The organism is Acidiferrobacter sp. SPIII_3 (genome assembly GCF_003184265.1).
Lineage (GTDB): Bacteria > Pseudomonadota > Gammaproteobacteria > Acidiferrobacterales > Acidiferrobacteraceae > Acidiferrobacter.
In genome coordinates, this window is the sequence record NZ_CP027663.1 from 2,960,169 (window position 1) to 2,985,079 (window position 24,911).

At 65.4% G+C, this 24,911-nt stretch carries 19 protein-coding genes and 4 pseudogenes; 15 read left to right on the forward strand and 8 right to left on the reverse strand.

Translation table 11 applies throughout. The features are described 5' to 3' along the window. Positions 1-292: 292 nt before the first annotated feature. The 6 genes from C4901_RS15050 to C4901_RS15075 all read left to right on the forward strand — a co-directional run bounded on the left by C4901_RS15050 (position 293) and on the right by C4901_RS15075 (position 6,652). Positions 293-1,249, forward strand: coding sequence for a hypothetical protein (locus C4901_RS15050; RefSeq protein ID WP_145960753.1), 957 nt, complete (start codon positions 293-295; stop codon positions 1,247-1,249). A gap of 32 nt (positions 1,250-1,281) precedes the next feature. Further along, a complete protein-coding gene (locus C4901_RS15055; protein ID WP_110138677.1) occupies positions 1,282-1,836 on the forward strand; it encodes an ATP/GTP-binding protein in 555 nt (184 codons plus the stop codon). Further along, the gene (locus C4901_RS15060; protein ID WP_110138030.1) at positions 1,833-2,261 is read left to right on the forward strand and encodes a hypothetical protein; all 429 of its coding nucleotides are present in this window, start codon (positions 1,833-1,835) and stop codon (positions 2,259-2,261) included. Before C4901_RS15055 ends, C4901_RS15060 begins: the two co-directional genes overlap by 4 nt. A gap of 78 nt (positions 2,262-2,339) precedes the next feature. After that, the gene (locus C4901_RS15065) at positions 2,340-2,699 is read left to right on the forward strand and encodes a roadblock/LC7 domain-containing protein (protein WP_110138031.1); all 360 of its coding nucleotides are present in this window, start codon (positions 2,340-2,342) and stop codon (positions 2,697-2,699) included. Positions 2,700-3,052: 353 nt separating this feature from the next. Further along, positions 3,053-5,002 carry a bifunctional diguanylate cyclase/phosphodiesterase gene (locus tag C4901_RS15070; protein WP_168185759.1) on the forward strand — a complete coding sequence of 650 codons (1,950 nt, stop codon included), beginning with the start codon at positions 3,053-3,055 and terminating at the stop codon, positions 5,000-5,002. 159 nt (positions 5,003-5,161) lie between these two features. Beyond that, on the forward strand, positions 5,162-6,652 hold the full coding sequence (locus C4901_RS15075; protein ID WP_145960754.1) for a DUF116 domain-containing protein: 1,491 nt from the start codon (positions 5,162-5,164) through the stop codon (positions 6,650-6,652). Between the two features lie 24 nt (positions 6,653-6,676). Here C4901_RS15075 and C4901_RS15080 read toward each other — a convergent pair whose 3' ends face one another. From C4901_RS15080 to C4901_RS19580, 5 genes and pseudogenes are all read right to left on the reverse strand, one after another. After that, positions 6,677-7,702 carry a hypothetical protein gene (locus tag C4901_RS15080; RefSeq protein WP_110138034.1) on the reverse strand — a complete coding sequence of 342 codons (1,026 nt, stop codon included), beginning with the start codon at positions 7,700-7,702 and terminating at the stop codon, positions 6,677-6,679. A 310-nt stretch (positions 7,703-8,012) separates the two neighbouring features. Next, positions 8,013-9,023: a DUF3034 family protein gene (locus C4901_RS15085; protein ID WP_205736051.1), complete on the reverse strand. Its 1,011-nt coding sequence runs from the start codon at positions 9,021-9,023 to the stop codon at positions 8,013-8,015. Between the two features lie 146 nt (positions 9,024-9,169). Beyond that, on the reverse strand, positions 9,170-11,728 hold the full coding sequence (locus C4901_RS15090) for a YbcC family protein (protein WP_110138035.1): 2,559 nt from the start codon (positions 11,726-11,728) through the stop codon (positions 9,170-9,172). Continuing rightward, positions 11,725-13,383 carry a proton-conducting transporter membrane subunit gene (locus C4901_RS15095; RefSeq protein ID WP_110138036.1) on the reverse strand — a complete coding sequence of 553 codons (1,659 nt, stop codon included), beginning with the start codon at positions 13,381-13,383 and terminating at the stop codon, positions 11,725-11,727. Before C4901_RS15095 ends, C4901_RS15090 begins: the two co-directional genes overlap by 4 nt. Positions 13,384-14,430: 1,047 nt before the next feature. Next, positions 14,431-15,128 (reverse strand): annotated as a pseudogene (locus tag C4901_RS19580) (response regulator). 93 nt (positions 15,129-15,221) lie between these two features. On the opposite strand from C4901_RS19580, the pseudogene C4901_RS15105 reads away from it, so the two are divergent. From C4901_RS15105 to C4901_RS15140, 8 genes and pseudogenes are all read left to right on the forward strand, one after another. After that, a pseudogene (locus tag C4901_RS15105) lies at positions 15,222-15,597 on the forward strand (molybdopterin dinucleotide binding domain-containing protein); the annotation flags it as partial. A 2-nt stretch (positions 15,598-15,599) separates the two neighbouring features. Next, a pseudogene (locus C4901_RS19585) lies at positions 15,600-16,159 on the forward strand (4Fe-4S dicluster domain-containing protein); the annotation flags it as partial. Positions 16,160-16,296: 137 nt separating this feature from the next. Next, positions 16,297-17,649, forward strand: a complete 1,353-nt coding sequence (locus tag C4901_RS15115) for an RNA-guided endonuclease TnpB family protein (protein WP_110138037.1) — start codon at positions 16,297-16,299, stop codon at positions 17,647-17,649. Between the two features lie 10 nt (positions 17,650-17,659). Next, positions 17,660-18,532, forward strand: coding sequence for a 4Fe-4S dicluster domain-containing protein (locus C4901_RS15120; protein WP_240611780.1), 873 nt, complete (start codon positions 17,660-17,662; stop codon positions 18,530-18,532). Next, positions 18,529-19,086, forward strand: coding sequence for a nitrate reductase molybdenum cofactor assembly chaperone (gene narJ / locus C4901_RS15125; protein ID WP_110138039.1), 558 nt, complete (start codon positions 18,529-18,531; stop codon positions 19,084-19,086). Before C4901_RS15120 ends, narJ begins: the two co-directional genes overlap by 4 nt. Further along, a pseudogene (narI, locus tag C4901_RS18710) lies at positions 19,083-19,732 on the forward strand (respiratory nitrate reductase subunit gamma). The gene narJ and the pseudogene narI overlap by 4 nt, the downstream one beginning before the upstream one ends. Further along, positions 19,729-20,766, forward strand: coding sequence for a GTP 3',8-cyclase MoaA (gene moaA, locus C4901_RS15135; RefSeq protein WP_110138040.1), 1,038 nt, complete (start codon positions 19,729-19,731; stop codon positions 20,764-20,766). Before narI ends, moaA begins: the two are co-directional and overlap by 4 nt. A gap of 14 nt (positions 20,767-20,780) precedes the next feature. Continuing rightward, positions 20,781-21,890 (forward strand): tellurite resistance/C4-dicarboxylate transporter family protein, encoded by a 1,110-nt coding sequence (locus C4901_RS15140; protein WP_205736059.1) that lies wholly within the window; start codon positions 20,781-20,783, stop codon positions 21,888-21,890. Positions 21,891-22,031: 141 nt separating this feature from the next. Here the strand turns inward: C4901_RS15140 and tnpA are convergent, their stop codons facing one another. Then, on the reverse strand, positions 22,032-22,847 hold the full coding sequence (gene tnpA, locus C4901_RS18260; protein ID WP_205736060.1) for an IS200/IS605 family transposase: 816 nt from the start codon (positions 22,845-22,847) through the stop codon (positions 22,032-22,034). Here tnpA and C4901_RS15150 point away from each other — a divergent pair. Beyond that, on the forward strand, positions 22,846-24,174 hold the full coding sequence (locus C4901_RS15150; protein ID WP_110138041.1) for an RNA-guided endonuclease TnpB family protein: 1,329 nt from the start codon (positions 22,846-22,848) through the stop codon (positions 24,172-24,174). The genes tnpA and C4901_RS15150 overlap by 2 nt on opposite strands. A gap of 16 nt (positions 24,175-24,190) precedes the next feature. On the opposite strand, the gene C4901_RS15155 is transcribed toward C4901_RS15150, so the two are convergent. Together C4901_RS15155 and C4901_RS15160 are read right to left on the reverse strand one after the other, a co-directional pair. After that, positions 24,191-24,445: a BrnA antitoxin family protein gene (locus C4901_RS15155; RefSeq protein WP_110138042.1), complete on the reverse strand. Its 255-nt coding sequence runs from the start codon at positions 24,443-24,445 to the stop codon at positions 24,191-24,193. Between the two features lie 80 nt (positions 24,446-24,525). After that, complete coding sequence (locus tag C4901_RS15160) at positions 24,526-24,792, reverse strand: BrnT family toxin (RefSeq protein ID WP_110138043.1); 267 nt, start codon at positions 24,790-24,792, stop codon at positions 24,526-24,528. Between the last annotated feature and the right edge of the window lie 119 nt (positions 24,793-24,911).

A 24,911-nucleotide genomic window follows, 5' to 3' on the forward strand; every position in this document is an offset into this window, starting at 1 on the left:
CCCTTACGCTACTACGAAACTCCCATGATGTTCCATACGTTCGCGGCCCCACCGGACGGGCCCAGCGCCAGACGCATCGATATCGTTTGACGAATCGCCGTTCCAGGGCTACGCGTGGACCGGCAGAAATACCGGGGCCATAGAGTCTGGTAAATTGTGATACTTGCCAATATTAAGTGTTCTTAATAACGCCACATCCGTTACATTGCCTCGCAGGATCGCCGCCGTGGACATGGGAATGGCGATGATCACTCTGGCGCATCTGGGCTGCGTATAACGCATTGGAGGCTTTGTGGATCCTACGAAAAGCGTCGTGACCTACGGCTTTCACGGGGTGACCGATATCGAAAAGGTCCTTCTCCAGGCGATGATCGAGCGGATATCCCGCGATCTGCCGGGTCCGGTGGCACATGTGCCGGCACATGACGCGCAGCTCGTATTCTTCGATGATCCGGCACCCCGTCTGGACGGGGGCCGTGGCCGGCTCGTGCGCATGGTCCGGGATGCGAGCGCGCAGCGGTTCTCGGGTGGTCTGCGCATGCCGCCCCACGTCACGGATCTCCTCGACATCTTCACGGATTTCATTCAACGGGAGGCCTATGCGCACACCCAGTGCGGGGTCATGAAGTCGCTGGTGTGCGCGCTTCACGAACTGTTCCAAACCCGCGGGGCGCCGCATGCCCTGGTCGACGAAGATGGCGCGAGTCTCGTCCTCTATCCGGCCGACCGGCAGTTCTCATGGTCGGGCTCCGGGGACAAACCGGCCCTGTCGGAACTCTTCCAATCGCACCGGCTCCCGGGGCTCGGCCTGCGCCCATGGGGCACATCCGAACCGGGAGACGACCGGGAACGGCGCAGCATCGAGCCCCTGTTCTGGCATATGGGGCTCGCGCATGCACGCTGCGGGCTCGTGCCATGGGTCGGGCGTGACGATCTCCTCAAGATGCGCGCATGGCCCTATCTCGCGGGACAGGGACCGGCGACCGCCACCCGGCTTGCCACCGCCCTGCGGGCCCGACCGCGAAGCGTCGCGGCCTTGGCGGATGCCGCCCGCGTCCCCGAAACCGATGCCGTGGCCTTCGCCAATGCCGCGCTTTTGTGCGGATTCGTGGTGACCGCGACGCCCACGGATGCCCAGGCCCCACAGCGCCAGCCGCCGATCCGCGACACGGGTGCGCAGGCCCTGGGCGCGGCGCGCTTGCCGCGCATTCTGGGGGCCATACGCAATGCCCTGGGGATACACGCGTGAGCGAGGAACTGAAACTCTTGTTCGCGGGGGCGATGGGCGCGGGGAAGACCACCGCGATACGTGCCATCAGCGAGATCGCGCCGATAACGACCGAGGCCTCAAACGGGGATCGCGCGGAGTGCGACAAGGAAGAGACCACCGTTGCCATGGACTATGGCGAGATCACCCTGGCCACGGGCGAGAAGCTACGGCTTTATGGCACCCCGGGCCAGGCGCGCTTTCAGTTCATGTGGCCAATCCTCGCCACCGGGGCACTCGGCGTGGTGGTCTTGATCGACAACTCGCGCCCCGACCCCTTGGCGGATCTCGAGATCTACCTTGATGCCTTTCGCCCGCTCGCCGATGCCGGCGCGGCGGTCGTGGGCGTCGGACACATGGACTGCTGCCCGCGGCCATCGCTCGAGGCCTATGCCGAACGCCTGGCGGCGCTCGATGTGGTGGTCCCGGTCATGCCCGCCGACGCCCGCCGGCGCGACGACGTCCTGGAGATGCTCGAGATACTGCTGCAGCAGATCGAGGCGACTTCGGCCTATGACGAGGCGATCGACGGTGGCATGGGTCATGGCTTGATGGGGGTGACACCATGAGCGCGCGCGTCATGCCGCCGGAGCTGATCGCGGCGTTCGACGAGGAGATTCGACGGCTGCACGCGCGCGTGTCGGGCGTCATCGGGTGCGTACTCGCCACCACCGACGGGCGGCGGGTGTCGGCGGTGGTCGACAACGAGGCCGATCCGCAGCGGGTGTCGGCGATGGTGGGATCGATCGTGGCGCTCGGCGAGACCATCGGCCGCGAGGTCATGATCGGGCGCACGCAGTTTGTCGCCGTGAGCGCGGTGGACGGCACGATCCTGCTGCAGAGGGTGCCGGCCAGACGCGACCTGCTGGTCGTGGGCACGTTGGCGCGGCGCCACACCAATCTCGGGATTCTTCTGCACGAAACCGGGATAACCGCCGAGGCCGCGGCCAGGACGTTCGACGCATGGCTGGGGCACGACCAGCCGCCTGCTTGATGGTGGGCAAGGCACTACGGAAAGGCCGCGAGGCCGCGGCCCGCGACCACGGAATTCAATGAAGGATGGACCTAAACCATGGCAAAAGTGGATCTGAGCAGCATCCAGGATATTGACGGCTTTATCGCGGCGGCACTCGGCGATTCGAGCAGCGGCATGCTTCTGGCCAGGATCGGCAGTCCGTCGGTCGATCTGGACCTGGCGATAGCCGGGAATTCCGAGGTGGTGAATACGAAGCGCGCGCTGGTGGCGCGTTTGAATCTCGATGACAAGATCGAGGATATCCTCATCACGCTTCATAAGCAGTACCACCTGATCCGGCCCCTGGAACGTAACGACAAACTGTTCCTCTACCTCATGCTGGATCGTGCCAAGGCCAATCTCGCCATGGCCCGTCATGAATTGCGCACCTACGAGAAGACCCTGGACTTCTCCTAGGCGGGCGCGCCGAGTCCGTCGAGGCCCGGCCGCGTGAACGATTCCCGCCTCGTGGGCCGGGACACCGACGTTTGGGGCATCCCGCCATCCGCAAGATGGGAGGGCTTTATGATAGCTACCACCATGTCGCGCCATCGCAGACGGCAGGACCTGCCGGCGTCGGCCGGGGGTCTGGACGCGGCCTCGGTCACGGATGACCACAGACGGTCGGCCGCACGCGGCGCCGGCGGCGGCCTGTCGGAAAGGACGGCTGAAGAGAAACCCGCGAGGTGGATCGCCCATTCCACGGCCCCGGCCGGTCCCCTCGCGACGGCGCGGTTGTGCGCGCGCCGGCCATGCGCACGGTGCGGCTTATGACGGAGGATATCCCTGCCACACCGGTCTGGGACGTGGAGGCCGAACGCCAGGTCATACTGCGGGTGCTCCTGCAGACCCTTGCCGATCCGGGCGTAGCCAGGGACACGGGGGACACGCAGCTGCTGACCAGCGTGTGCCATGGCCTCGCGCACAGCAGCGCGCTTGTGGCATGGTGCGGCTACTGCGTGCGCACCGACCGGGACCACTTCGAGTCGCGGTGTCTGGCGGGTACCGCAAAGAAGCGTCTACGCATCCGGAAGGAGGCGGCAGACCCGGTATGGCGGGCAGTCCAAGAGCAAACCGTAGTCGTTTGGGGCCTTGCCGGCGACCTGCCTCCCACCTGGATGGCGGGACTGGGACCCGATGTGCGCGAGGTCGCCTGCTTCCCGTTCGGGCAGCCCGATCGGGACGTCGTGGGAATCATCGGCGTGCGGCATGCGGGCTATTTCGAGCGCGTCGGCCTTATGTATTTCCTCACGTTCAGCCATGTCGGCCGACTCGCCCTGCAGTTGCATGACCAGGCCCTGCGCGACCCCTTGACTCACCTGCCGAACCGTCGGCTGTTTCTGGAGAGGCTGGCGCAGGCGCGCAACAAGAGCCGCCGCGACGGACGCTTTCTTGGGATCGCCATTCTCGACTTTGACGGGTTCAAGGAGGTCAACGATCGCTTCGGACACATGGCTGGGGACGATCTCTTGTGCCAGGCGGCGCAGCGCGTTCGGCGCACGCTACGCGCCGACGACATGCTGGCGCGGCTCGGCGGTGATGAGTTCGGCCTACTGCTCTGGGATATACACGCGCGCGACCTCGACCAGGTTTGTGAACGGATGCTACGCGATCTGCGCCAGCCATTCCGCCTGGCCAACGGCGACGCGGCCGTCATCTCCGCGAGTATCGGGATCACATGCTATCCGTCCGACATGAGCAGTCCGGCCTCCCTCCTGCGGCATGCCGATACGGCCTTGTACGAGGCCAAAAGACAAGGACGTGACCAGCATCAGGCGCATACCAGAACACTCCGGGCACGCGCGGAATGTCACGGCGCCGCGCATGAGCACATGACACAGGCCCTTTTCGACCGCCGCCTGTTGTTCCACTACCAGCCGCTCGTGCGCCTCACGCATCCCGAGCGCCCCGTATTCGGTGTCGAGGCGCTCTTGCGGTGGCGCGATAAGGAAGGGCGGCTGCATACCGCTGGCGGTCTCGGCGACAGCCTGGACCACCCCCGGTTCGCGCGCGATATCGGCCGCCTGGCGCTCGAGCGCGCCCTCTCCCAGGCGGCCTCTTGGCAGATCCAGAATTTGGCGCTGCGCGTGTCGATCAATATCAGCCCCTGTCATCTCCTCGACAGACGTTTTTGCGCAGACGTCGAGGACGCCCTGGCGCGCCACCCGGATGTGTCGCCGCAACGCCTGGAGATCGAAGTGACGGAGGGCGCGCCGCTCCCCGACTTCGAACGCGCCCGCGCGGCGCTTGAGCACTGCGCGCGCCTGGGGATCCGCATCGGACTCGATGATTTCGGGACCGGTCACGCCTCCTTGAGTTATCTGCAAAGATTTCCCGCGCAGACCATCAAGATCGATCGAAGCTTCCTCCGGGACATCGTGGCGAATCCGCGCGACCTCGCCATCATCGGCGGCATCGTCGCGACCGCGCGCACCCTGGGGGTGGATGTCGTGGCCGAGGGCGTGGAGCATCCCGAACAGGCGCAGTTACTGAAGGATGTGGGGTGCGAGCGGATGCAGGGCTACTGGGTGGCCGAACCCATGCCTCCCGAGGATATCCCCGGCTGGGTGGCGCGCTACCACCTGCCGATGTCACTGTTCGCGAGTCGCAGACGCGGCAAAACGGGCGCGCCCTTCCCGGTACAGGCGCCAGAGAGCGACAGGCACACGGTCCGCCCCGCGACCGTGATCACGGGTTTCCTGGCGGAGGATTTCTCATAGCGCCCATGGTGGTGGGGCGCAGGACAAGGCAAAGTGATCGCGACGGAGACGAGCCGACGATGACCAAAATATCCCATCAAACGACGGGCCGCGCGCGCCAAGGCGGCCCATGAAGTGCGGCGCGCGCAAGGCGCTTATCGCCATCGGGGGGATCGCCGCATGACCGTGCGCTGGCATGAAACCGCCCTCCTCGATCCGGGCGCGCTCCACGACTATGAGCACGCGATCCTGGCGCAGGCATCGACGGGCGATGTGGCGCTCGGCTTTGCGCGCCTCGGGCCCTGCGCGTTGCTCGGGGCCTTCGATGACCCGGATCGCTCGCTCAGACGCTCATTCGTCGATGGGCACCTGCCGATCGTGCGCCGGCGCACCGGCGGTGGCAGTCTTTATGTCGACCCGGGGACGACCCTCATGGTGGCAGCCATACCGCGCGCCTTGGCACCGCGCCACACACTGACAGAAATCATCGTGATGGTCGGCGAGCTGATTGCCGAGACCTTCCGCCACCAGGATATCCCGGCAACCTTTACCGCCCCCAACGACATCACGGACGACGGCCGCAAACGAGGTAGCGTGTTCGCGGTGCTGGTCGACGACCGGATCCTCATAGAGGCCGTTCTCTTGTTTGCGGTCGATATCGAATCGTTGATGAAGACCATCAAGCTGCCACTCGAGAAATTGTCGGCGGCGGGATTGTTGGCCGCCGCCCAGCGGTTTGCTCCGATCGGCGGCACGGAGCCCTCGGCCGTGGCGGCGCGCCTCTATCCCGCGATCGTTGCGGCGTTGGCCACGCGCCTGACGATGGATGTGGCCCTCCAGGCGCCGCCCGCCACGCGTATCGGCCCCCCGCCCGCCGCCTGCCAGGGCGCCCCGCGCCCCGACGTCAGCGCCTTCCTGAAGACCCCTGGCGGCGTCTTGTATCTTGACATCCGGCTCGATGGCGCGAGGGTGCGCGCGGCGCGCATCGTCGGCGGGGTGCAGTGCGCGCGCGCCACCGACTTAGAACATCTGGCGGACGCCCTGACCGGGGTGCGCCTTGATGAACTGGAGGCCGCCATCTTGGCCGCGGCGCCGGACGATACCCTCGGCTTCAGCCGCGGGGACCTTGGCTACCTTGCCCGGCTGTGCGTGGAGCGTCATGTCCTGGGCGAACGCCTAGGAATCCCGGGGGACGCCGAGCGCGTGACGCTCTACAGCCCGCGCCGCGACCAGGGGTTCGCGGATCTGCTCGCCGATGTCGGGGCCCTGCTTCTGCCTTACTGCGCCAAACCCGCGTGGTGCAAGTGGCGCCATCGCGACGGCTGCCCGGAATGCGGGCAATGCGCCGTGGGGGAGGCCTATCGTCTGGGACGGGAACGTGGGCTCCCCGTGACCACGATCACCCGCTACGAGCATCTTCACATGGTGTTGGCGCAACTGCGCGCCGCGGGGATACGCACATTTCTGGGCGTCTGCTGTACCGAGTTCTTTCTCAAGCGCGACTATGCCTTCATAGAAGCCGGCCTGGGTGCCCTATTCATCGACATCGGCGGCGACACATGTTACACGCTACGCGCCGAGGAGTCGGCGTATCGCGGCCAATTCACGGCCGAGGCGACACTCGACCCCCGGTTGCTGGACCGGGTATTGCGCCTCGGCGATAGCCGTTAGCCGTTAGCCGTTAGCCGTTAGCCGTTAGCCGTCTATCCAGAATGAATAATCCATCTTCAGGAACTCTTCGTAGGGGAGGTAATGCGAGGAGTCCGAGGAGAAGCTCAAGCTCACCATGCCATTGAAGATGTTGACGGTGCCGGTGCGCAAATAGAAGCGTCCTTCCATCGAGCGCAGCGTCCTCATGTTATCGAGGATCTCGCGGACACGCTCGGCCGGGACCAGCGCATTCCCGGGGTAGGGGCATTTCGGGTAGGCGAGACAGATGTCGGGGTTGGTGAGTTCGTTTATGGCAAGCAGGCGATACCGGAAGGGGTCGTCGACCACCCACACGACCGCCTGACTGCTCGAAAAGTGCAGCATGACGTGATAAATGCCGTGGACCAGGATCAGCTCCTCCATCACGCGGATCACGATATCGATCTGCGCGTCCATCTTGCTCGCAAGCCGCGAGGCCCCCGACGGGGCATCCGGCCGCGGATAGTCGGCATCGACCCGCCGGGGGCGGCGCGGGTCCTCATAGAGCGCCTGCGCCTGCGGCAGCTCGCGCAAGGCAAAGTCGGCCCCCACGAAACCAAGCACGCTGCCGTCTGCGGCGCGCACGAACTGCATGGCGGTCAAAGACGGGCGCAGGGCGCGCAGACTGATATATGCGGCGGATAGCACGAAATCCGTCGCCTGCCCTCCATCCCCGAGATCCGCCCATTGTTGGTAGTGCTGTCCACGGCTATTCGTAAGCGCATCCCGCTCGGACATGGCCTCCCGGACATAGGGGCGATCGGACCGGTCACGCCCGAAGTGTTCATCCAATAAGCCATCACGACTCATGTTGGCGGTGATCTGGCGACCGTTCGCGTCCAGGACGTACAGGAACTTGCAATAAGGCACCGAGGCGAAGGCCTCCCGCAGCGCGGCCTCCAGGGCGGCGCGATCGCCCCACATGTGCGCGCATCGTTCGCTTAGGACTCGTAGCGGTTTGTAGAGGGCCTTCGTCAACATATTGCGCTGTTGCGCGACGGTGCCGTGCAAGGATTCCGATGGTGATGCCATGCGATTGCTCTCCCTATGCGCCCAGGCGCCCGCATTGATGGGGCGCCTTGCCTGATAAGCCAGTGTAATCCAAAAAAACGGGGGCGCGGGAATACTTCCCCGCGCCCCTGAAGGCGGCGGCTGGCCGGAGGATCCTTGCGCCGTCCATGGCCCATGCCGCGCCCGGACCGTCCAGGATGCACCTGGGTCCGCCGCGTCAACGCCCCGAAGACGCGCCCGGACCGTCCAGGATGCACCTGGGTCCGCCGCGTCAACGCCCCGAAGACGCGGGTGACCTGCGCACCCTATGGCCCGTGGGCCCCGCCCGCCTCTAGAAACTGGCGGTCACGGAGGTATAGAGCCCGTTGGAGTTGGGGATGCTGGCGATATGCCCGAGCATGGCATAGGCGAGCGTCAGCGAGACGTTCTTTGTGGGGATGTAGGCCATGAACACGTCCTTCCAGGCATTGCTCTGACTCACCGCCGGCCCAAGGGCGAGTTCATTTTGCGGCATGGCGCGGTATTCCCCGCCGACCATGACATGCGGGTCCAGGAACACCCCCGCCGAGACCTCGGGCTCGTAGTGATAACGATTGTCGGTCGGACCCCCGAAGCCGAACAGGCCGTTATAGTTGGCGCGCGTGGCATCGAGCGTGACATCCAGTAGAGTCACGTGCCCAAGCAGGCCCTTCAGCCACACCTTGGTGAGCGCCAGGTAGTAGCTCCCGCCGCTCGCGCTGGCCCCCAGGTCCTTCATGAGCGCCCCATCCTCGTTGTGATGATACTGGGCGCCCACCGCCACCTGCGGCATCCACGTCCCCTGGGCGAGGGCGTTTCCGAACACCCGCACCTTGACGCCGATGATGTCCTGGTTGATGGCGGCGTTGTCGGCGAGCACCGCCCCCGGGGCGCACAGTGACGTGGATGAACACGGCGGGCCGCCCGCGAGGTACGGCCCGGTATTGCCGAGATCGAAGTTCTGCTGGGTGAGCGAGACCTCGACACGGTTGTCGATGCCGGCTGCCACCCCATAGCCGTTGGCATTGAAGTTGGCGGTGCTGGCATGGGTGTAGGAGGCGGTAAAGCCGATCTGTCCGGCCCCGCCGTAGCCGGCGATGAGCGCCCACGGCACGAGCCCGCCGCCGGCGGCCCCGCTTATGGTCGTGACCCCGCCGGTCCCCGCCGGCCGGCTCTGCCCAAACAACCCCCCGCCCTTGGCCGCGGCCTGCGCGCTAAGCGGCATCCCGAGCAGGGCCGCGGCGCAGCCGATGGCAACGCCCCCGGTAACAGCACCCCCCCGGATCGCCCCAAGAAACCTCTGTAGTCCCTTATGATTCATCATCATTCCTCGTGTATTTTTGTATCGGTTGTGGTCCGTACCGATCGGCGAGGATGCTCCCTCGGCCGTTCCGGCCCCTCCCGTCCCACCGATGATGGCCGGCAGAGGGAGATCCCTCTGCCGGTGTGCGGTCATGCCGATAACAGACTTCAGGATTGCGCGGGGACCGCCGCGATCGCTGTCACCGCGCGCCATTGCCGATCCAGTCCGCGACGATGAATACGGCCCTCATCGTCGATCTGGAAGAGGTGCAGCCAGGCATTCTCGACCAGCTGGCGGACCAGGGGATTGCCGGCGATGACGTCGTCCATGGCCGCCTGCGGGGCCTCAATGAAGACATTGAGGCGCATCGGCTCATGCATCCAGCGATGACCGTCATGCAACGACTGCATGGCAAGCCCCACGCGCAGGTCTCCGCCGTTGCCCTCCAGCACACCGATGGACCCGCCGACTACGTTATGCAGGACCTTGTTACCGCTGCCGAAGCGGACGTTGTCCACCACCGACCCGTAGTACTGCATGTTGATCCAATTGCCGACGACCATCGGGGCACTCATGATGAGGGTCAGCGTCTTGAAATCGACATCGTTGCGCCATGCGTAGTCGTGAAGGAAGGCCCGCCCCCCGAGATCGCAGCGCGCCGTGCGGGCGCGCGGTGCCGCTATGAAGGCGGCATTGTTGGCGAGCGCCCACTCGGGCCGCACCTCCGCCCAATCGCGCGTGCGCCGCTTGATGTCGGCGTCCACGCGCGCCTCCGGCAGGCCGCCGATCCCGAGAAAGGCGGACCGCTCCATGCGCGTGACCTGACCCGCGGCCTTGAACCACTCGCGCAATTGCCGGAGATCGTCGGCGTGCGAGGATGGCAAGGTGGCGGTATCGAATAGCGTCACCTCATCGGTGGTCGTATCGTGCAAACCGGCCACGAATACCGTGTCGGCCGGGACGTGGATGCCCTTTTCAGCGAGGCCCTGGCGCGTCACCGGATCGTTCAGCAGCGCCACGGCGATGCGCGCGCTGGCCTCACCCGTCTGACCCGCGCATGCCCCGCAATCGAGCGCCGTGGCCTGCGGATTGTTGACAGTCGTGCTGCCATGCCCGACGAGCACCACAAGCCGCGCAAAATCACGGATCAGGCCCATGTTGCGCAGCGCAAACTCGGCGGCCCCGGGGCGATCCGCGGCCGGGATCCCGCCCGTCGCGCAGTCCCCTTGGCCATGATCGCTCGCGAGCCTCGGCCCCATCTGGTCACGCGCATCGCCATCCAGCCCCTTGGCGTCGGGGTGCGAGACGGTGCGCGTCCAGCCCATGCTGTCGCCGAACATCTTCGGGGCATAGAGCAGGCCCGCGGCCTCGACGAAGGTAAAGCACGACGAGGCCGAGGTCTTGAAGGTCTTCCAGGCGTCGGCCGCGCGCAACCGCCCATGACGCTTGGCGATGAGCGCCTTGGTCTGCTCCGGGTCGGCACCGGCGACATGCTCGCATATCCGATACGAAGGGTTGAAAAGGATCGCACCGGCGACATGCTCGCATATCCGATACGAAGGGTTGAAAAGGATCGGGAGATGCCCCTTGGCCGCCGATGCGCCCAGCGGCAGGTATTCCATCAACACCCCGAAGAATCCGGCAAACCCGCCGGTGCGCGCCTTCGGGGCCACGGTCTCGAAGGCGCGCCGGAAGATCTCGGAGCGCACGTCGATGCAAAAGACCGCATGCACGGGGGCCCGCTCCTTGGGCGCGGGCACCTTGGGCACGGTCACGAGCATGGCGATGAGCTCCCGCTGGTAGGCGATCTCGAAGGCCGTCTGCAGCAGGGCATCGGTCTCCTTGGCGGATATCTGTGGCTGCGCCTCGGCCTTGGCGGCGACACCGGCGTCCGCGATCATGGCCTGATACCAGCGCGCCTTCAGGCGCTCACTGAAGCGGAGCTTGTAGAGCAGCGCATCCCAGCACACGCGGATCGCGAGCAGATCGCGCAGGGTGTCGTCCTGGCCGCCGGCGAGCTCGGCCTGCCAGCGCTTGTAGCGCGCCCACCCCGCCCATCCACCCACGCTCAGGAGCGCGGCATGCAGATAGTCGTCGATTGCCGCCTCCGGCACCGCAAGCTGGCGTAACGCCCAGCCGATGGCACGCGCCGGCTGGTCGGGGAGGTCGTCCATCGCCTCGCGCATGCCGCGCAGGCCCACGGTTCGGGGATTCCGGTCGAGGCGCGTGAACGCGCACCAGCCCGCGTAGAGGCCCTGTTCCCGCCATGGCATCGCCCATAAGGCCTGGCCCTCGTCGAAGTAGGCCGCGCAGTATTGGCTGATGCGCTCCAGCACGAAACCCGGCCACTCCTGACGGTCGAGCTCGCCCAGGATGTCGGTCACAAGCGCAAGCGGCGCGAATGCGGCCTGCGATGGGCGGGCGACCGCCTCCTCGAGGGTCGCCACGTCCCAGGAACTCCCGGACTCGCGCAAGGCGGCGGCGAGATCCGCGCGCGTGATGCGCCCGCTGTCGATGCGCTTTTTGTAAAACGCCCGCGGCATGGTGAGCCCCTGGCCCGCGACCCGCTTCAGGGTCACATCGGCCTGCCAGAATGGCTGATCGGCAAGACCGAAATATGGATTGACCGCCACGAAGCTCTTCAGCGGCCACAGCGGCGCGATACGCCCGCAGGCCTTGTCGATCCGGGCCTTCAACTCCTTATCGATATCCGTGATGGCGATCATGACTGCACCTCATGTGAAGGATCTGCATTCAGAAGCCGGCGGCGTCCCGCAACCCCGCCCGGCGTCGGCCCGAAGCCGCGAACGAACTCGGTCAGCATGCTGTCGGCATAGAGACCGCCGTAGAAGTGGACATAGGCGGCACGCCCCAGGGCGGTCTGCGACAGGCGTGGCAACAACTGCTGGATGAAGAGCAGGGCCAGGAACGCCACGCCGATCACCCCCAGCAAGACCTTTTGGGCGACACCGACCTGCACGGGATCGGCCGGCACACTCGTGCCCAGCAGGGCGACGAAGCCCAGGTGGAGCGCGAAGTAGGCGACGGAGACCAGGGCACTCAGGCCCGTCATACGCACGAGCAGTCCGCCCATGGCGCCCTCACGGGTGTTCAAGGCCTGCAACAGGAGCTGGGTCATGCCCACCGCCAGGATCGCCGCCATGACGATCAACGCCGGTTGATGCACGAGCCCGACACCGAACGCGCGGCCAACGCCGAGCACCATGGCCACCGCGATCGCAAGTCCGAGCAGGGCCCGCCCCATGGTCGCGGCCATCGACACGACGGTCTTGGGCGCCCGGAAGTGTTCGACGACGCTGCCCGACGACAGGAAGGCATGGGCCTTGTACACCGAGTGCGCGATGATGTGCAGGACCGCGATGCTGTAGAGCCCGAGACCGCACTCCATCAACATGAACCCCATCTGCGCGCACGTGGAGTAGGCGAGCGCGCCCTTGATGTTGGTCATGGTCATCATGGTGAGCGAGGCCACCACGATGGACACGAGGCCGACCCCCGCCAGGACATCCCCGGCCCAGCCGATATGCGCCATGAGCGGACTTGCGCGCAGCACCAGAAACGCCCCGGTGTAAATGATGCCGGCATGCAGCAGGGCCGACACCGGGGTCGGTGCCTCCATGACCTGTATGAGCCAGCCATGGGACGGGAACTGCGCACTCTTTAGAATGGCGCTCACGACAATGAGGGCGGCGGCCACCGCCAGACCCTCCGGCAGCGGGCCCGCGGCATGGGCAAGCGCCCGGCCGATACCCGCCCACTGCGCGCTATGGAGCGCGCGCACGATGAGCGCAAAGGCCGAGAACAGACAGGCATCCGCGAGACGGTGGAGCAGATACTTCTTGCGCGCGGCCAGCACCGCGCCAGGCCGATCGCGATAAAAGGCCAGGAGCTCGTGGAGGCAGAGACTGGTGGCCACCCACGAGACCCAGAAACCCCACACATTGCCGGCCACGATGAGTGTCAAAAACGACCCGAGCGTCAAGGCCAGCCAGCGATGGAAGCGTCCTTCATGCTCATCGCCATCCATGTAGGTCTTCGAGTAGCGCGCCACGATCATGCCGACGAAGGCCACCAGCGTCAGCATGATGAGCGTCAGGACATCGGCGTCGACACTGACCGCGAGCGCCCCGAGGCGCGCCGGCAGATGCAGACTCAGATAGGTCTCGGACTGGGTGGCGCCCAGGCCATAGGCCACGGCCGCGAGGATCGCGCAGGCGAGCGCGAACCAGGCGGCGCCGGTGGTGGCGGCCCTCATGAGTCGGGGATGGCGGTCGGCGCCCACCCCCACGACAACGCCCGCGGCCAAGAGCGGCCAGGGCGCAACCAACATCAACCGCGATGCCATTTCCGCGATCATCATGAAACACCTCCCATGGGTTCGCTCAATCCGTCACGTGCCACGATCCGAACTCCCGATATACCCGTTGCGTTTTCCCGGGCGTTCACGGCGATCGAACGCCCGGGGCCTTGTGCCATCGCGCCCGGCATCCCCGGGGTCTTGCCCGCGCCTCCCTGCGCCCCATCCACTACGGCACGAGGCCCACTCTATAATCGCGACCTCATAACTAAAACTTAATGTTTCAGATTCTTGCTATTTACCGCCGTGAAGTCTCCTGGCGCATGCCGGGGCTGGCCTTGGGCCCCACCCCAATTGCGTCCCTGCAAGACGCAAGACGGCGGGCAGGCCGCCCAGAGCCGAGGCGCGATGCGCCCGGCGATGCGTCGTCGCGGAACGAAGCGGGCCGGCCTTCCTGGCGGCGCCGGCGATGACACAAACCTTCTGGGCTTGGCGGAATCAGCAGACAATTCCCACGATCCCGAGGCCGGCGAGCGGTCGGCGCGAGGGGCCGATACCTTCTGGTCGTCGCGGGGATGCGAGACCCTGCTGCCGGCGCGACACCGGCCCACAGCGCCCCTAGGACCCCTCCTGCCGGACGCGCCCTTTAGGCTGCGGGCATGATCCATATGGTTCGACCACCCCGACCCACTTACCGCGATCGCGGAGGCGCGACCGCCTGACGCTCAGCGCGAGCTCGCAGGTGGGAGCGAGGGGATCCGAGACGCCCAAGAAAGGAGGTTCTCGCGCCGAGCGAGAAACGGGCTGGCCACCGATTTACGAAATAAGGGTGGCACCGGCATCATGGGCGATGCCGCACCGTGAACAATGAGAGGGCGCGGTGACGGCGTGCGCTCGCGGCCCGCTTGAGGCGATTGCGTCTTCGACACCCGGCAAAGATTGCGCTTTAGCCGAAACTCAAATCAATAGTCGCGCAAGCTTATCGGACTGCGGACGAGAGGGCCCGAGCAATCGCGGGATTATGGGTCTTGTTGGAGACCTTACACAGACTCACGAGCGCCGCCTCTCGCCTTGCGCCGAGCCGCGCGCCCGCAGGCAGCGATTCGCGCCTTACCTGGGCAGGGCTTCATCGCCATCCCCCCTGGGCGGGGCCTCGGAGACGGAATCGCGATAGCCGTGACCCACCGCCCATACGGCGATGTCCGCCCGCGAATGAAGGGCGAGCTTGCGCAATATCCGCTTGATATGAACCTTGACGGTGCCTTCGGCGATGCCAAGCTCGCGGGCGACGAGCTTGTTGCTCTTGCCCTGCGCCACGCGCCGCACGATCTGCCGCTCGCGACCGGTCATGAGCAGGCCGTCGCACTCAGCGCGGCGAGCACCGGGGCTGAAGGCGCGGGCGAGTACCGGGGCAAGCCGCGGGGAGAGCACCACATCGCCTTGCAGCGCGCGGCGGATCTCCCGCAGGATCTCCTCCGGCTCCATGTCCTTCAGGAGATAGCCCGCCGCACCCCCCTTGAGCGCCGCCACGAGATCCTCCTCGGTATCCGAGACCGTCAGGACCAGGACCGGGGTCGCGGCCAGCGGGCGCGCAACATGTGCAGCGTCTCGAAGCCGGAGACACCGGCGAGATTGAGGTCGAGAAGCACGAGCGCGGGCCTCAGGCGCGCCACGGCCGCCAGCGCCTCGGCCTGATCGCGGGCCTCGCCCGCGATCATCAGCGCCGGATCCATGGCCAGCAACTGGGCGATCCCCTTGCGCACCAGCGGATGGTCGTCGACCACGAGCGCCCCCTGGCGGGCGGTCATGACAGGACCTCGGCACGGGCCCTTCCGGCACCCGTGGCGGGCGCCCGCGGTAGGCGACTGGGACGAAGGCGAGCTCCACGCGCGTCCCACCACTGGGTGGAGGCGGTAAACGCCAATGGCGCCACGGTCGCGCGCGGTCGTGAGCCAGCGCATCCCGCGCGGGGCGGCGCTCATGTACCGCGCCCAGGAGAAGACCGTGAACGTCCCCGGGTCGCCCACCACCGGCAAGCGCGGGGGCATCCTGAACAGTGTCACGCGCGTGATCGTGAAACCCACGCACATGATCGGTGGATACGCGCACCTCGCCCGGGGCTTCAATCATTACGAACCAGTCGGTAGCCAGCGCGACGAGGTCGTCGTGGTACGGCGCCTCGATGATGCCGAGATCGACTGGCGGGAGCGCCCGCTCGACGACGCGCGCGAGGCCGCCCTCGACCCGCCGCGCCGCTTCGTCTCGGGGGAGGAATGACCATGAAGATCCGCGCGCAGTTTGCCCTGGTGTTCAATCTCGACAAGTGCATCGGCTGCCATACCTGTTCGGTCACCTGCAAGAACGTCTGGAGCAACCGCCGGGGCGTCGAGTACGCGTGGTTCAATAACGTCGAGAGCAAGCCCGGCATAGGCTACCCCAAGGACTGGGAACGGCAGGACAAGTGGCGGGGCGGATGGGCCCTCGACCACGGACGGCTCACCTTGCGCCAAGGAGGGCGCGCCCCCTGTCGCAGATCGACGGCCAGGGCATAGACAAGGTCACCTGGGGGCCGAACTGGGAGGACGATCTCGCCGGGCCGTTTGCGGCGCGCTCACAGGACGCGAACTTCGCGGAGATCGAACGGGCGATCTATGCGGATTTCGCCCATACCTTCCATTTCTATCTGCCGCGCATGTGCAACCACTGCCTGAACCCGGCGTGCGTCGCCGCCTGCCCGTCGGGGGCCCTGTACAAGCGCGAGGAGGACGGGCTTGTACTCGTCGACCAGGACCGCTGCCGTGGATGGCGCATGTGCGTGAGCGCCTGCCCCTACAAAAGGTGTACTTCAACCAGTTTGCGCGGGAATCCCCGCCATTCAAGGCAGGGAGGGATCCCACAGGGACTTCCTTCGGTCGTAGCGCCGCCGCGTAGCGGCGATGCTTCACAACTGAATAACCACCATGTATCATTGTGAACATGGACGAAGAATTGCCAACCACACAGGCGTTGACCTGCAAACTGAAACTGCTGCTGGACAAGGAGCAGGTCGTCGCGGTCCGGCGCACGGCATTGGCGTACCGTAATGCCCTGAATCACGCATCCGCCGTGGCTTTCGCCAATGGCAAGATGTCGCAGGGCATGAAGCTGCAAACGCTGGTGTACCAGGATTTGCGGGAGCGGTACGGATTGCTCTCCCAAATGGCCTGCAATGCTCCGCGACAAGTGGCGGCGGCCTACAAGACGTTGTGGGAACGCGCCAAATCCAACGCTGCCCATAAAGCGAAGGGCTGGACCAAGCGCCGCTACAAGGGGCTGGATAAAGCGCCGAAATTCACCGCGCTGACCGTGAATCTGAACCACAAACGTGACTGGTCTCTGGGCAAAAACCAGACGGTCAGCATCAGCACTCTGAACGGCAGAATCCGATGCCGTTACGAAGGCTGGAACCGGCATCTGGACTGGCTGGAGCACACGGCGGATCGGGGAATCACCCTGGGTGCCGCCAAGCTCTGGCAGGACCCGGTCTCCAAAGCGTGGTATCTGCTGGTTTCCGTCGACAAGGCACTGGTCGAAAAGCCGATGGACCGCATCACCACCGTCAAAGGCGTGGATCTGAACCGTCGCAACATTGCGGTGGAATCTAATGCACGCGGCAAATGTCGTTTTTATCACGGCGGGCACCAGAGGCATTTGGCCGAACATGCCGCCAGTACACGGAGTGCGCTGCAAGCGAAGGGCACTCGTGGGGCCAAAGCGGTTTTGAGGAAACTGGCGCTGCGAGAAAGACGGCTGAACGCGGATACGGCGCACTGTGTGAGTAAGGCCATTGCGGAGCCACACGCGATGGTGGGTTTGGAGTGGCTGAAGGATATCCGCAATCGTACCGAGCGTCGTCACTCGAAGAACGCTTCGGTGAAACGGCGCAAGGCCAACCGCAAGGTCAGCAGTTGGAGTTTTGCGGATGTGCAGGCCAAAACCGCGTACAAAACCCGGCTGTCGGGTGGTGTGCCGATTTGGGTGGATGCGGATTACACCAGTCAGGGGTGCTCTATTTGCGGGCACACCGGAAAGGAGAATCGACCCAATAACGGCCTGCTGTTTGTTTGTGCTCATTGTGGTCATACCCTCCATGCCGATTTAGTGGCGGCAAGAAACATCAGTATGCGAACGCTCCTCATCCGGCAAGACTGGGTGAGGACGGGGCGATTGTCAGCCGTCCCTGAAGCATCAGGCGATGAAGCCAAAGCCGCGCGTCTTTCGAGATACGCGGAGTTGCGGTGGAGCCTGGATGCAAGCTCCGTCCTCATTGTGGGCCGCATGGCCCATTAGGGCGGAGTTGTTGACCTGGGAATCGGGTAAGTCCGAGAAGTGCCTCGGCTGCTACCCGCGCGTCGAATCCGGCCTGCCGACCGTGTGTTCGGAGAGCTGCGTCGGACGTATCCGCTATAACGGCATCATGCTCTATGACGCCGACGCCGTGGCGCGCGCCGCGAGCCGCCCGCGCGAGCAGGACCTCTATCAGGCGCATCTCGATCTCTTTCCAGACCCGCGCGATCCGGCGGTGATCGCGCGGGCGCGCCGTGATGGCGTGCCGGACTCGTGGATCGAGGCCGCGCAGCGCTCGCCGGTCTACAAGCTCGCGGTCGCCTGGCGCGTGGCGTTCCCCATGCATGCGGAGTTTCGGACCTTGCCCATGGTGTGGTATGTGCCGCCGCTCTCGCCGGTGCAGACCGCCATGGAACAGGGGCGCCTGCCGGTTGGGGCCGACGGCCTGTTCCCGGATGTCTCGGCGCTGCGCATCCCGCTGCGCTACCTCGCCAATCTGCTGGCCGCGGGCGAGGAGGCGCCGATCGCCTCGGCCCTGAAGAAATTGATCGCCATGCGCCACTGGCAGCGTGCCCGACACGTCGGCGCGACCCAGGACCCGATGATACTCGCAGCCGCCGGGCTCGACGCCACGCAGGCCGAGGAGATGTACCGCTATCTCGTGATCGCCGACTACGAAGACCGGTTCGTGATTCCGACCAGCCACCAGGAGCTGTCGCGCGAGGACCCGCGCGGCTTTCAGGGGGTGAACGGCCTCAACTTCGGCAATGACTCAGGCGAAGGCACGCGCGCGCCCGACCTCTTTCCGCGGCGGCATACGCAAAGCCCGGAACCGGAATTCCCGCTCGCGTGGCTGCCGCGACGCAAGACCGGCGAGCGCCCATGAACGCCGCGCTGCAAAGCCCCGGCTATCGCGCCCTGGCGGCACTCCTCGAGTACCCGGACGCGGCCTTCCGGTCCCGTTTGCCGGAACTGCGGGCGGCGCTGGCCGCCCCGGGCTTCGCGGCCGATGAGAGAAGCGCCTTGGAGGGCGTCGGGGCATGGATGGCGGACAGCGATGGCCTGGAGCTGGAGGCCCTCTATGTGCGCACCTTCGATCTCGACGCCCAGGCCGACCTGCATCTGACCTCGCACCTGGGCACCGACGGCGACCGCAATCGCGGGCCCGACCTGATCCGGCTCGCGAGCCATTTCGAGGAGGCCGGATGGGCGCTTGCCACCCGCGAGTTGCCGGGCTACCTGCCGGTCGTACTCGAATTCGCGGCAACGCTTGACGAAACGGCCGCGCGCGACCTGCTCAACGGCGCGCACGAGGCGCTTCTTGCCATCACCGCGCGCCTCGAGGAACTGGCGAGCCCCTATCTGCCGGTGCTGCGGCTCATCGTGCGCCGCGGGGCGCCGGACAGGCCGCTGGCACAGCCCGTGGAGAACGCGTCATGAACGTGAATCTGTTGCTGTTCGGGGTGTACCCCTATATCGCCGGCACGGTGTTCCTCGTGGGCTCGCTGGTGCGCTATGACCGCGAGCCCTACACCCAGGCGAGCTACTCGACCCAGCTCCTGGGTTCCGGGCGGAGCCTTGCGTGGGGCAGCAATCTCTGGCATGTCAGTGTGCTGTTCATCTTCCTCGGCCACTTCGTGGGCCTGCTCACGCCGGCCTTTACATGGCTGCACGTACCCCCGGTCGCGCACCAATGGATCGCGGCCTCCTCTTGCTCGCCCGGCGCCTGGGCAATAGCCATGTACGTGCCGCCAGCCACCCCGGCGACCTCTTCATCCTCCTGTGGCTGCTCGCGACCTTGGGGCTTGGGTTGGCCACACAGTTCGTGACCGTGCCCAATCTGCTGGCCGGCCACGTCGCCGACATGGAGATCCTGAGCCGCTACCTAAAGGGCCTCGTCGCGTTGCAACCACACCCGGGGCTGCTCGCCCCTATCCCCTGGGTCTACCGCCTGCATCTGCTGTTTGGCATGACGCTGTTCCTGGTGTTCCCGTTCACACGGCTCGTGCACATCTGGACGGTACCGGTGAATTACCTGTGGCGCGCCTACCAACTCGTACGCGCCCGCCCCGGGATCGGCGAATGACGGCCGGCGCGAGCGTCCGTGCCGACGGCATCGACGATCACGAGGCCGCCCGACCCGCGCCGCTCATCGACCGCTTCGGCCGACGGTTCACCTATCTGCGGGTGTCCGTGACCGAGCGCTGCCACCTGCGCTGTGAGTATTGCGCGTCGCCGGGCGACAACGGCACGGATGCGGAGATCCTGCGGCCCGCGCAATTCGACCGCCTGCTCGCGGTGTTCCGGGGTCTCGGCGCGCGCCACGTCCGCTTCACGGGCGGCGAGCCGCTGCTCGCCGCCCATCTTAACGGTCGCATCGCCCACGCCCGGGCCCTGGGCTTTGCGCGCGTAAGCCTCACCACCAACGGCCATCTGCTCGCGCGCAAGGCCGCGGGACTGGCGGCCGCCGGCCTCCACGACGTGAATGTGAGCCTAGACAGCCTCGACCCCACGCGCTTTACACGCATCACCGGCGGCGGCGACTTAAGGCGTGTGCTCGCGGGCCTGGATGCCGCCCGGCGGGTCCTGGCACGCGTCAAACTGAACGTCGTGCTGCTGCGTGATCAGAATCTCCGCGAGTGGCCCGGCCTCGTCGCGTTCGCGATCACCCACGGGTATGATATTCGCTTCATCGAGGCCATGCCGCTCGGGGAAGCGGGGGCCGCAACCGTCGCGCGCAGCCATGTCGACACGACGGCCGTCCGCGGTGAACTCGCCCGGAGATACCGGCTGCGAGAGCTCACTCCGGTGCCCGACCACGGCCCGGCGCGGCGTTTCGCGGTGGCCGGCAGCACGATTGAAATCGGCTTCATAAGCCCCTTGAGCCAGGAGTTCTGCGCAAGCTGCAACCGGCTGCGGCTCACATCGCGCGGCCGGCTCGTCTATTGTCTCGGGCATGCGCAGGGTCTGGACCTGCGCGCGGCGCTCGCCCAGGGGCTCGACGACGAAGCCTTGACAGCCCTCATCCGCGAGCAGGTCGCGCGCGACAAGCCACGCGGGCACGAATTCGGGTCGGACGCGCACACGGTACCGGTACGGATGATGGCGATCGGTGGCTGATGGAGGTGGACCTTATGGGACAGGACACGAACAAAGGGGCGGAGCATGCGGGTGGCGTGCGGCAGATGGCGCAGGCCGGCCTGCGGGAGCTGTTCCCGGGATATTTCGCGCTGGTCATGGCCACCGGGATCATATCGCTGGCCTGTGGCATGCTCGGCCTGCCGGTCCTGGCGCAAGCGCTCTTTCGGCTTAACATCATCAACTACGCGGTGATCGCCGCGCTCATGGTCGCGCGCCTGATCCGTTACCCGCGGCTCATGCTCGCCGACCTCACCGACCACAGCCGCGGCCCGGGGTTTTTCACATCGATCGCCGGCAGTTGCGTCCTCGGCACCCAGTTCGTGGTCATAGGACACGACAGCCCCATGGCATGGGTCCTATGGGGCGTGGGCGTCGCCCTGTGGTTCATGGTCATATACGCGTTCTTCGCGGCCGTGACGGCCATGCGCGGGGTCAAGCCCGACCTCGAGACCGGGATCAACGGCGCCTGGCTCATCGCCATCGTCGGCACGCAGTCGGTCGCCATTCTGAGCACCCTGCTCCTGCCCACCGCCGGGACCTATGAGACGGCGCTCACGACCTTCGCGCTCATCATGTATCTCATGGGCTGCATGCTGTATCTCACCATCATCCCGCTGATCCTGTACCGCTTCACCTTCTTCCGGCTGACACCGGCCGAGCTCACGGGGCCCTACTGGATCAACATGGGGGCGGTGGCGATCACGACGCTGGCCGGCGCCATCCTGATCCTGAACGCCGGGCGCTCGCCGCTCCTGACCACGCTCCTGCCGTTTCTGAAGGGGCTCACCCTGTACTTCTGGGCGACCGCCACCTGGTGGATCCCCTTGCTCCTGATCCTCGGTGTCTGGCGCCATCTGTATCGGCGCTTCCCGTTGCGCTACAGCCCGCAATACTGGGGCATGGTGTTCCCGCTCGGCATGTACACGGCGTGCACAACGCGCCTCTCCCAGGCCGTCAACCTGCCCTTGCTCGCACCCGCAACACCCTATCTGCTGGCGATCGCGCTCCTTGCCTGGGGTCTCACCTTCGCGGGACTCGTCCATGAGCTCGTGCGCGACCTCGGTCGGGCACGCCTGCCGGAATCACCTGCGCCTCACGGCTGAGGCCGAGCGGCCCTCTTCACCGCGCCGCCGTTGGCCATCAACGAACGGGGCGCATCTCGGGGGCTTGGGGCACAGGTGTCTGGTGTTGCGTGGTGCAGCCTCGATGCCTCATGCCCCCACCAATTACCACGAACCCAACCCTTATCGGTTGGTTTTTTTCGCCTGTTCCCCCTGCGTTGGCGCGGATTCAGGGCATGGCCTCGCGAGCGCCGCCCCGGCCAACCTCGAGTTTCCGCCCCCGCCGACGCCTCTCTGCTCTCCATTTTCTCTGGTGGTCTCGCGAGCATTCTCGAGGCCACTTCCTTTGCCGACGTGGACTTGGCCGCGTCCGGTTGTGGTCGGCAACTCCTGTGGCGGGGGCGGCGGGGGGTGCCGAGCAATCGGCATTCCTACCAGAAAGCGCCGCAGTGCTCCGCCTGTAACCGCGCGGCGGTTCAGGGGGTGGCACCGGCCATTCGGCCGGCAATGAGCGGCGCACTCGCCCAACGGGTGATCATTCCGGCCTTCCTGCTGTTTGACATTGTGGGCCGCATGGCCCCTGTATTGTTTGAGCACGGACAGTGGCGCACCACCCACGGTGAGGATGCAATAACTGCGACTCCAGAATACGGGCTTGCTCCAGTAATACCGCTTCAGATGGTCGGCAAATTCCTTGCCCAGCAAGCGGCTGGTGACCGTTTTGCGGTTATTCACAAAGGCGGATGGCAACACCTTGGGCGTCAGGGCCAGGAGCCGATGGACATGATCCGCTTCACCGTTGAATTCCAGCACCTTGCACTCCCATTTTGCCGCCGTGTTACGGCCAAGGGTCTCCAGCCGGTCCCGCATGGGGCCGGTCATGCACTTGCGGCGATATTTCGTGACCAGAACCAAATGATAGTTCCGATTATCAATACTCTGATGCCCGGTGTTTCCGAGGGTTTGCGGGGTCATGGTGGCCGAATAGAATGACGTCATGCCCTATCGCAAAGTCATGTATCGCCTCTATCCCAACGCCACCCAAACGGAGCGGCTGGAGACGATGCGGGGCTTGCATCAGCGGTTGTATAACACGGCGCTGGAAGAACGCATCCGCGTGTACCAGGAGGCCGGGCGGGGATTGTCGTTTGCCGATCAATGCAAAGTGCTGACCCAATGGCGCCGCATCAGCGCCGGTCTTGCCTCTTTGAACGCCCAATCCGAGCAAGTCACGCTCAAGCGCCTGCACCTAGCCTTTCAGGCCTTCTTCCGGCGGGTGAAGAATGGCGACACGCCGGGTTTCCCGCGCTTCAAGTCTCTCCGTCGCTATCCCGGCTGGGGCTACAAGACCCACGGCGACGGCTGGAGACTGCACGCCGGCGAGAACAGCGTCCACGGCAAGCTGTATCTCCAAGGCGTCGGACACATTCCGATGCGCGGCCGGGCCCGCACGACCGGCACGCCTGTGACCTGTGAGATCTTGCACAAGGCCGGCAAGTGGTACGCCTCCGTGACCCTGGAGATCGAGACCATACAGCGAGAGCGCGGCACCGCCATCGGCGCCTTTGACTGGGGCCTGACGGACTTCTTGACCCTCGCCACCCCGATGGGGATCGAAACGGTTGCCAATCCCAGACGCCTCAAGAACCAGTTAGCGGAATTGAAGCGTCTCGGGCAAGAGGTGTCGCGGAAAATTCGCATGGCGCAGGAAAGGACTGGCCGGAAAAAGGGTTTTCCGGTATCGGTCAGCCTGCGCCATGCCATCTCGCACTTGGCCCGGCTGCACGCCAAGGTGGCGCGGCAGCGCCAGGACTTTCTGCACCAGACCAGTGCAGGACTGGTGAAACGCTTCGGTGCCATCGGTACCGAGACATTGGCGGTCAAGAACATGGTGCATGGCGGTGGTGCCCATAAAAAGGGCCTCAACCGCGAGATTCACGCCGCCTCCCCCGCGGCATTTCTCAAGATGACCCGGACCAAAGCGGAACAGGCTGGGTCCTGGTATGAGGAGGCGCCGACGCGGGAGATCAAACCCACGCAACGCTGTCATGGGCCATGCGGCCCACAATGTGGGCCATGCGGCCCACAATGTGGATGCGGGCAGCTGCCGAACGAGAAGAAAAAGCTCTCGGACCGGCAGCACCAGTGTCCGCATTGCGGTGTGACCTGTGGTCGAGATGAAAACTCGGCATGGGTGTTGTTGCGTTGGCTAGATGCGAGGTTGTCCGGGCGGGAACCGTCCGAGGTGTGGAGCGGTGGAGGTTTCACCGCGACGACCGGCCATTCAGCCGGCAATGAGCACGAAACTCACGCCATAGCTGTCTAGGCTTGGCGGGAGCAGTTCATCCAGACTTCGACGCCATTTCTTCGCGCAGAATCCGGCGCAGAGTCCTGGCCGTCAAAGGCTTGTCGTCCTTGGCGAGCGAGGCCTTGAGCGCCTCATTCATGAGGGTCTGGTATCCACCGCCCATCTGTTCGGCACGCGCCCGGAACGTGGCCAAGATGTCATCGTCGATATAGATCGTAATGCGCGTCTTCCCCTTCGTGGGCAGGACCGCACCGCGTTTGCCTTTCGAAAAATCGTATTCATCCCTCATAATCGCTTACCTCGCGTCGTGTTGCGCGCCGTGCCGAGATCAGCCGGATCTCATCGTCCCGTCCTTTCGAAAAATCGTATTCATCCCTCATAATCGCTTACCTCGCGTCGTGTTGCGCGCCGTGCCGAGATCAGCCGGATCTCATCGTCCCGTAGCGTATAGACCACCACCATAATGACCTCAGCGCTCCCCATACCAACGGCAATAAACCGTTCCTCGGTCTGCGCGTCCGGGTCCAGACAATGAACGGCGAGCGGATCGGAAAAGACCCCTTCGGCATCGGCGAATGAGACCCCGTGTTTCTTGAGGTTGCCGTCCGCCTTGATGGGATCAAACTGGAAGCGCATGGCGTCATTATACATATAACGTGCATACCTTCACAAGATTGTTCGGCATCGGCGAATGAGACCCCGTGTTTCTTGAGGTTGCCGTCCGCCTTGATGGGATCAAACTGGAAGCGCATGGC

Bases quoted from the DNA above. Each gene is read 5' to 3' on its own strand.
- C4901_RS15160 (WP_110138043.1), bottom strand. From the start codon at position 24,792: ATGCGCTTCCAGTTTGATCCCATCAAGGCGGACGGCAACCTCAAGAAA.
- C4901_RS15075 (WP_145960754.1), top strand. From the start codon at position 5,162: ATGACCGTGCGCTGGCATGAAACCGCCCTCCTCGATCCGGGCGCGCTC.
- C4901_RS15115 (WP_110138037.1), top strand. From the start codon at position 16,297: ATGGACGAAGAATTGCCAACCACACAGGCGTTGACCTGCAAACTGAAA.
- narJ (WP_110138039.1), top strand. From the start codon at position 18,529: ATGAACGCCGCGCTGCAAAGCCCCGGCTATCGCGCCCTGGCGGCACTC.
- C4901_RS15085 (WP_205736051.1), bottom strand. From the start codon at position 9,023: ATGATGAATCATAAGGGACTACAGAGGTTTCTTGGGGCGATCCGGGGG.
- C4901_RS15070 (WP_168185759.1), top strand. From the start codon at position 3,053: ATGACGGAGGATATCCCTGCCACACCGGTCTGGGACGTGGAGGCCGAA.
- C4901_RS15060 (WP_110138030.1), top strand. From the start codon at position 1,833: ATGAGCGCGCGCGTCATGCCGCCGGAGCTGATCGCGGCGTTCGACGAG.
- C4901_RS15140 (WP_205736059.1), top strand. From the start codon at position 20,781: ATGGGACAGGACACGAACAAAGGGGCGGAGCATGCGGGTGGCGTGCGG.
- tnpA (WP_205736060.1), bottom strand. From the start codon at position 22,847: ATGACGTCATTCTATTCGGCCACCATGACCCCGCAAACCCTCGGAAAC.
- C4901_RS15065 (WP_110138031.1), top strand. From the start codon at position 2,340: ATGGCAAAAGTGGATCTGAGCAGCATCCAGGATATTGACGGCTTTATC.
- C4901_RS15090 (WP_110138035.1), bottom strand. From the start codon at position 11,728: ATGATCGCCATCACGGATATCGATAAGGAGTTGAAGGCCCGGATCGAC.
- C4901_RS15155 (WP_110138042.1), bottom strand. From the start codon at position 24,445: ATGAGGGATGAATACGATTTTTCGAAAGGCAAACGCGGTGCGGTCCTG.
- C4901_RS15095 (WP_110138036.1), bottom strand. From the start codon at position 13,383: ATGATGATCGCGGAAATGGCATCGCGGTTGATGTTGGTTGCGCCCTGG.
- moaA (WP_110138040.1), top strand. From the start codon at position 19,729: ATGACGGCCGGCGCGAGCGTCCGTGCCGACGGCATCGACGATCACGAG.
- C4901_RS15150 (WP_110138041.1), top strand. From the start codon at position 22,846: ATGCCCTATCGCAAAGTCATGTATCGCCTCTATCCCAACGCCACCCAA.
- C4901_RS15080 (WP_110138034.1), bottom strand. From the start codon at position 7,702: ATGGCATCACCATCGGAATCCTTGCACGGCACCGTCGCGCAACAGCGC.
- C4901_RS15055 (WP_110138677.1), top strand. From the start codon at position 1,282: ATGGGCGCGGGGAAGACCACCGCGATACGTGCCATCAGCGAGATCGCG.